The organism is Deferrisoma sp., from assembly GCF_054681715.1.
Genome location: NZ_BAAHFQ010000153.1, coordinates 1 through 6,426 on the forward strand (window position 1 = coordinate 1; position 6,426 = coordinate 6,426).

A 6,426-nucleotide genomic window follows, 5' to 3' on the forward strand; every position below is an offset into this window, starting at 1 on the left:
CAGCAGCCCGCCGCGAGCATCCTCAAGGTGCTCGAGCAAAAGCCCGCCGAGAAGATCGACGACCAGACCCTGATCCTGGCCGACGTGGCCCAGAAGGCGATCCGCCAGGTGCGCGACAGCGTGAAGGGGCTTCTCCAGGGCAAGTACCCGGACGAGAAGGTCGAGGAACTCGCGGAGATTCTCTCCACCGGCACCTGGACCCACGACCACCCGATCACCTGCGACGAGGCCCGGGCCCTGGGGCTCAACGTGTCCACGGAGCTTCCCCAGCCGGTGTACGAGCTCATGGGCCTCTTCCCCCAGCCCGTGCGCCGGGTGCCCTCGGTGGAGTACCTGCCGGTGCCCCGGCACCGGGAGGGCCGGGAAGGGCCGGGCGCGAAGCAGTGATTTCCTGGGGGGAATGGGGAATGGGGAATGGTGGGGAACGGGGGGGCGCCTGGCTGCCGCCTATTCTTTCCTCCGGGGTTTCGTGGTGCGGCGGGTGGGCTCGGCCGACCACGGGTCCTCGGGCCAGCGGTGCTTGGGGTAGCGGCCCCGCATCTCCTTTCGGACCTCGGGGTACACGTTGTCCCAGAAGCTCCGGAGATCCGAGGTCATGTGCACCGGCCGGCCGTGGGGACCGAGGAGGTGGAGCACCACCGTGACCCGCCCACCGGCCACCCGGGGGGCCTCGGCCCACCCGAACACCTCCTGGACCCTGACGGGGAGAACCGGGTCCCCGCCCTCCGGGTAGTCCACCCGGATCCGGCTTCCGCTCGGCACCTCGATCCGGTCGGGTGCCTCCCGATCGAGAAGCGAGGAGCGGTCCCAGCCCAGGAACGACCGGATCGCCCCCGCCCAGTCGAGGGCCCGTAGATCCGCCCGGGAGGTGGCGCCCCACCCCGCCTGGCGCACCAAGGCCTCCCAGTCGTCCGGGTCCCAGGCGGGCAGGTCCGATCCGGGCAGCGCCCGGGCCAGGAACCGGCACCGGGCCACGAGCCGCCTGGGTTCGGGCCCGAGGTCCAGGAACCGCTCGGGTTCGTTCCGCGCCGCCCGGGCCAGGCGGTCCAGCGCCTCGGCCGGATCGGGGGCGGCCGTGCGCTCCCGCACCGCCAGGCCCCGGTAGGTCGTGACCTCCGCCGCCACGACCCTGCCCGATTCCGGTTCGTATCGGGTTTCGAACCGGGTCTCGAACCCCGGGAAGGCCTCGAGCCACGCGGGGTCGATCTCGCTCGCCCACCGCATCGTGGCCTCCCGGCGGGCGCCCCGGCCGCCCGCGTCGAGCCGGAGGGCCACGGCCCAGTCGGCCCGGCGCACCGCGCTTCGGGCGTCCAGGACCGCCCCCCCGCCCGCCGCGAGCACGAACCGGTCGGAGCCGGGGGCCCGGCGGCGGGCCACCCGGTCGGGAAACGCCGCGAGGAGCGCCCGGCGAAGGGCCTCGGTCCGGTCCGGGCCCGCCCCGGCTCCGCCCCCGGCGAGCCGCCGGATCTGCCGGGCCGCCCGCCAGACCGCCCGGCAGGCCCCGGGGTCGAGCCCCAGGGCCCGGAGCCTCTCGGGCCGGAACCCGGCCCGGTTCGCCTCCTCCAGGAGTTCGATCCGCCACTCCAGGTCCGACGGTCCGGTGGGGGCCTCCCGGCCCTCCCCGAAGGCCCGGGCCCCCAGCACGATATCCCGTTCCTCCAGGAGTGCGGCGGCGAGCGCCCCCTCCCACGCCGCTCCCCCCTCGGCGGCCACGAGCACGAGGACCCCGAGCCGCGGGGGAAGCGGGAGCCGGCGCAGGGCCTCGCCCCGGGGGGTGGGCCGGCCGTCGGGCCCCAGGGCCCCGATCGCCCGCAAGAGGTCCAGGGCGGCGGCGAGCCGGGCCGGGTCCGGCGGCTCGAACCACCCGAACGACGCCGGGTCGGGGGCGCCCCAGGCCGCGACCTCCAGGACGGCCCGGGAGAGGTCGACGCGCCGGATCGCGGGGAGCGGTTCGGCCGGCCGGCCCCGGTCGTCGTGGCGGGTCCAGAGCCGAAGCGCGAGCCCCGGGCCGACCCGGCCGGCCCGGCCGGCCCGTTGGTCGGCGTTGGCCCGGCTGATGGGGACGGTCTCCAGCCGGTCGAGGCCGGTGGCCGGGTCGTGGCGCAGTTCCCGGGCGAACCCCGTGTCCACCACGGCGCGCACCGCCGGCAGGGTGAGGCTCGTCTCGGCCACGTTGGTCGCCAGGATCACCCGGGGCCGCCCCCCGGGCCGGAGCGCCTCGTCCTGGCGGGCGGGGGGAAGGTCGCCGTGGAGGGGCAGGACCTCGATCCCGCCACCGGCGGCCCAGTCGGCCAGGCGGCGGGCGGCCGCCCGGATCTCGGCCGCGCCGGGCAGGAAGGCGAGCACGTCGCCCGCCTCGCCGGGCCGGAGGGGCCAGGCCCGCCGCACCCCCCGGGCCGCCCGGAGGGCAGGGGATCGGGGTCGGGCTTCTCCAGGTACACGACCTCCACCGGGTGGGGCCGGCCGGGCACCTCGAGCACCGGGGCGCCGAGGAACCGGGCGACGGGCTCCGGGTCCAGCGTCGCCGAGCACACGAGCACCTTGAGGTCGGGCCGCAGGGCCTCCCGAACCTCCCGCAGGAACGCGAGCGCCAGGTCGGCCTCCAGGGACCGCTCGTGGAACTCGTCGAGCACCACCGCGGCCACGCCGGAAAGTTCCGGGTCGGCCTGGAGCCGCGCCACCAGGACCCCCTCGGTCACGAACCAGATCCGGGTCTCCCCGGTGCCGCACCGGTCGTGGCGCACCTGGTAGCCCACCTCCCGGCCGAGGCGCCACCCGTTCTCCTCGGCCACCCACCGGGCCGCGGCCCGGGCCGCGATGCGCCGGGGTTCCAGGACGACGCAGATCCCCTCGCCCAGGAGCCCGGCGGCGAGGAGCGCCGGGGGGATCCGGGTGGTCTTTCCGGAGCCGGGGGGCGCCACGACCACGGCGGCCCCTTCCCGCCCCAGCGCGGCGCAGATGCCTGGCAGGTGCGGGTCGATGGGCAGGGGCGGTTTGCCCGGCGGGGGGCTTGCGGTAGGATCGGAAACCTCGGTCATCCCTCGTTCCGGCGGAGGTCAGGCGATGCAGGTCGTCCTAAAGTACGGCACCACGGGGATCCCGGTCGAGATCGAGCCCACCCCCGGCTTCCTCGGGGTCATCGAGCCCTCGGAGCCGCCGGCCGTGGCGGACCCGATAGGCGCGGTGGCCCGGAGCCTCGCCGAACCCATCGCGAGCCGACCCCTGGCCGAGATCGCCCGGGGCAGGGGGAGCGCCTGCGTGGTCATCAGCGACAGCACCCGCCCGGTCCCGAACCCCGTGCTCCTCCCCCCGATCCTCGAGACCCTGGAGTCCGCCGGGGTGCCCCGGGAAGGGATCACGATCCTCGTGGCCACCGGGATGCACCGGCCCAGCACGCCAGAGGAGCGCGAGCGGCTCGTGGGCCGGGAGATCCTTTCGCGCTACCCGGTGGTGGACCACCGAAGCCGCGACGCGGCCGAGCTCCGCCGGGTGGGCACCCTCGAGGGCGGGGTGCCGGTGCTCCTCAACCGCCGGTACCTGGACGCCGAGCTCAAGGTGCTCACCGGGTTCATCGAGCCCCACATGTGGGCCGGGTACTCGGGGGGGCGAAAGTCGCTCCTGCCCGGGATCTCGGGGCTCGAGACCCTCCAGTACATGCACGGCCCGGAGATGGTGGCCCACCCCGGCACGGTGTACGGGAGGCTCGACGGCAACCCGTTCCACGAGGCCGGGCTCCGGGTGCTGGAGATGGCCGGCGCGGACTTCATCGTGAACGTGACCCTGGACACCCGAAAACGCGTGACCGGGGTATTCTCGGGCCACCCGGTGGAGGCCCACCTGGAGGGGTGCCGGTTCCTGGCCGGGCACTGCGTGCGGGAACTCGACGCGCCCCTCGACTTCATCGTGACCACGAACGCCGGCGCGCCGCTGGACTGCAACCTCTACCAGACCGTGAAGGGGATCACAGGGGCGGCCCCCGCCGTGAAGCCGGGGGGCGACATCCTGATCGCGAGCCAGTGTCTGGAGGGAGCCGGGAGCCCCGAGTACCGGAAGATCCTGGAGATGGTGGACACCCCCCGGGCGTTCCTGAACCGCATCCTGCAAAAGGAGTTTTTCATCCCGGACCAGTGGTGCGCCCAGGAGACCTACCAGGTGCTCGTGGAGCGCAACGTCTGGATCTACACCGAGGGGTTCACGCCCGAGGAGCTGGAGCGGTTCCACTTCCGGCCGGTGGCCGACCTGGCCCAGGGCATCCGCGATCTCCTCGCCCGCCACGGCCCGGGCGCCCGCTGGGCCGTGGTGCCCGACGGGCCCATGGTAATCCTCAGGGTGAGGGGCGGGGACGGGAATCGTGAATCGTAAATCGTAAATCGTAAATCGTTGGGGGAGCGGGGGTTAGTTTCCGCTAACTGCTGAGGCCTTCAAACGCATCGCCGGGCGTGGGTGGGGGGCTGGCTCCGGCCGGGCGCGAGTGCGGCACCCGATCGCCGCGCCTTTTCGTGCCGTTGTCAGTTCGGTAAGTCAAGGCACCGGTGGCGGAAGTTCCGGATCTTCAAAGACCATCCAAGCCTGGTGAGGGCGCGGCGACATGAGGGGCCGCACCCGGCTCTCCACCAGCCCCCCACCCACGGGTTCCCGTGGCAACGCCGGGGCACTGACAACGCTTTCGTTATCCGTAGCTTCGTGGCGTGATCCGTCTTTGGACGACCCCCCGCAAGGCCCCCGCCGGATCGAGGGAATGGGGGGGGGTTGGAGCGCCGGGGGCTCCCTTCTCTCGGGGAATAGGGTCAGCCGCCTCGCGGCCGGGTCTTCCGGGTACGGCCGCGGCGGGGGGCCGCGCCGCGGGTCCGGCAGGCGAGCCCGGTTTCCAGGGCCAGGATCTCCCGGAAGGGATGCTGGAGTTGCCGGGTCTGGATCGTGACCACGGTGTCGGTGATGGTGCCGTAGCGGGTGGGGTCGCCGGTGGAGGCCACGTGGTGGGAGATCACGTCCTGGAGCTCGGTTTCCGTGCCGAGCCGGATGTGGGTCTCGTCCATGGCGATCATGTCGGCGATGGCGGGCTTCTCCCGGGTCTGGATGAAATGCTGGGCGCCCAGGGTGGCCCCCCGGAGGGCGTGGCCGCCGTCCCACCCCAGGGCGGTGAGCCCGATGAAGATGCCGGTGAACACGTCTCCGGCTCCCAGGGTCGAGACCAGGTTGGTCACGTAGTCGTCCCCGCAGACGATCCGGCGGTCGGCGAACCGGATCTCGATGCCCTCGGGCAGTTCGGCCTTGCGCCAGAACCGGATGGCCCGCTCCCGGGGCAGCCGCTCGGTGTACCGGGCCCCCTGGCTCCCGCCGGTCACCACCACCTTGCCGCCCTCGTAGCTCTCGTCGAACCGGCCCCGGTTCATCCGGTGGGCGATATGGCTCGCCGTGGCGTCGATGCCCTGCTTGTGAACCAGGTTGTCGACCTCGGTCAGTTCCTCCCGGTTGCAGATCAGGTACTGCACGAACGGAAGCACCGCCGTGTACAGGAAGTCCTTGCGGTACTCGTAGAACCGCTCCTTCTCGGTGGCGTAGTACTTCTGCTCGATCATCCGGTCCACGCACCGCAGCCACGTGAGCGTGGGGCACAGGTAGGTGCGCACCCCGCTCGCGAACGCGGTCTGCAGGAGCCGGGCCACGAGCCGCACCTCCTCGGGGTTCGTCATGGAGTTGATGACGAGGTGGGTTTCCACGAACTCCGGGTCGCGCCGCAGCCGGTACTCGATGTCGAAATACACGTCGTTCAGCTGTTCCCGGGGGATCACCTCCTCGTTGGTGCGGGCGGTGAGGATGATCCGGTCCCGGGCCTTGCCCCCGTCCTCCACCAGGGTCAGCACGTAGGAGATGCGGGGCAGCAAGCCCTCCACGTGGAACTCCTCCTCCGAGCCGGTGGAGACGCCCATGCGGTCGTAGAGGTCGCGCACCATCGGGTACCGGGGATCCCTGGTGTCGAAGAAGAACCGGTGCTCTAGGGCGATGCCCTTCGTCTGCGCCCCGAGTTCGGGGGAGCCGTAGAGAACGTGGAGCTCCTCGAGGATGTTCTTGTTGTTCCCCCCGAGGTTCACGGGCACGGGGCCCGGCACCCGGACGACGGAGAGATCGTCGGCCGAGCGGATCCGGTCGGGAAACGCGGCCCGAAGTTCCTCGAGCACGGTCTCCGGCGGGCCGCACAGGGTGAACTCGTACTGCTGGGCGTGTTTCCCGCCGAACTCCAGGCTGAAGAACGGGTTGCCGTGGACGTCCTGGAGCCCGCGGTTTGCCAGGGGGTTGAGCCACTGGGTCTGCGTGCCGTGGTCGGCCTCGAACGCGAACACGGTGCCGGCGGGCAGGAGGATCCGGGGGCCCACCACCACGGCCCGGCCCGCCGTGGCCCGGACCACCTCGGCCATGTCCACCCGG

Annotated in this window: 5 protein-coding genes; 2 read left to right on the forward strand and 3 right to left on the reverse strand. The window is 72.8% G+C overall.

The window, feature by feature from the left end; translation table 11 throughout:
- Positions 1 to 387, forward strand: a 387-nt coding sequence (locus ACY0I8_RS15080; protein WP_461395398.1) for an SDH family Clp fold serine proteinase, incomplete at its 5' end; no start/stop codon positions are given.
- A gap of 60 nt (positions 388 to 447) precedes the next feature.
- Here the strand turns inward: ACY0I8_RS15080 and ACY0I8_RS15085 are convergent.
- Together ACY0I8_RS15085 and ACY0I8_RS15090 are read right to left on the reverse strand one after the other, a co-directional pair.
- Positions 448 to 2,295: an ATP-dependent helicase C-terminal domain-containing protein gene (locus ACY0I8_RS15085; protein WP_461395402.1), complete on the reverse strand. Its 1,848-nt coding sequence runs from the start codon at positions 2,293 to 2,295 to the stop codon at positions 448 to 450.
- Positions 2,187 to 3,038 (reverse strand): DEAD/DEAH box helicase, encoded by an 852-nt coding sequence (locus tag ACY0I8_RS15090; RefSeq protein ID WP_461395399.1) that lies wholly within the window; start codon positions 3,036 to 3,038, stop codon positions 2,187 to 2,189. Before ACY0I8_RS15090 ends, ACY0I8_RS15085 begins: the two co-directional genes overlap by 109 nt.
- A gap of 25 nt (positions 3,039 to 3,063) precedes the next feature.
- Here ACY0I8_RS15090 and ACY0I8_RS15095 point away from each other — a divergent pair, with 25 nt between their 5' ends.
- Positions 3,064 to 4,362 (forward strand): nickel-dependent lactate racemase family protein, encoded by a 1,299-nt coding sequence (locus ACY0I8_RS15095; RefSeq protein ID WP_461395400.1) that lies wholly within the window; start codon positions 3,064 to 3,066, stop codon positions 4,360 to 4,362.
- Positions 4,363 to 4,787: 425 nt separating this feature from the next.
- On the opposite strand, the gene ACY0I8_RS15100 is transcribed toward ACY0I8_RS15095, so the two are convergent.
- The coding region (locus tag ACY0I8_RS15100; protein WP_461395401.1) for a hypothetical protein at positions 4,788 to 6,426 on the reverse strand (1,639 nt) is incomplete at its 5' end.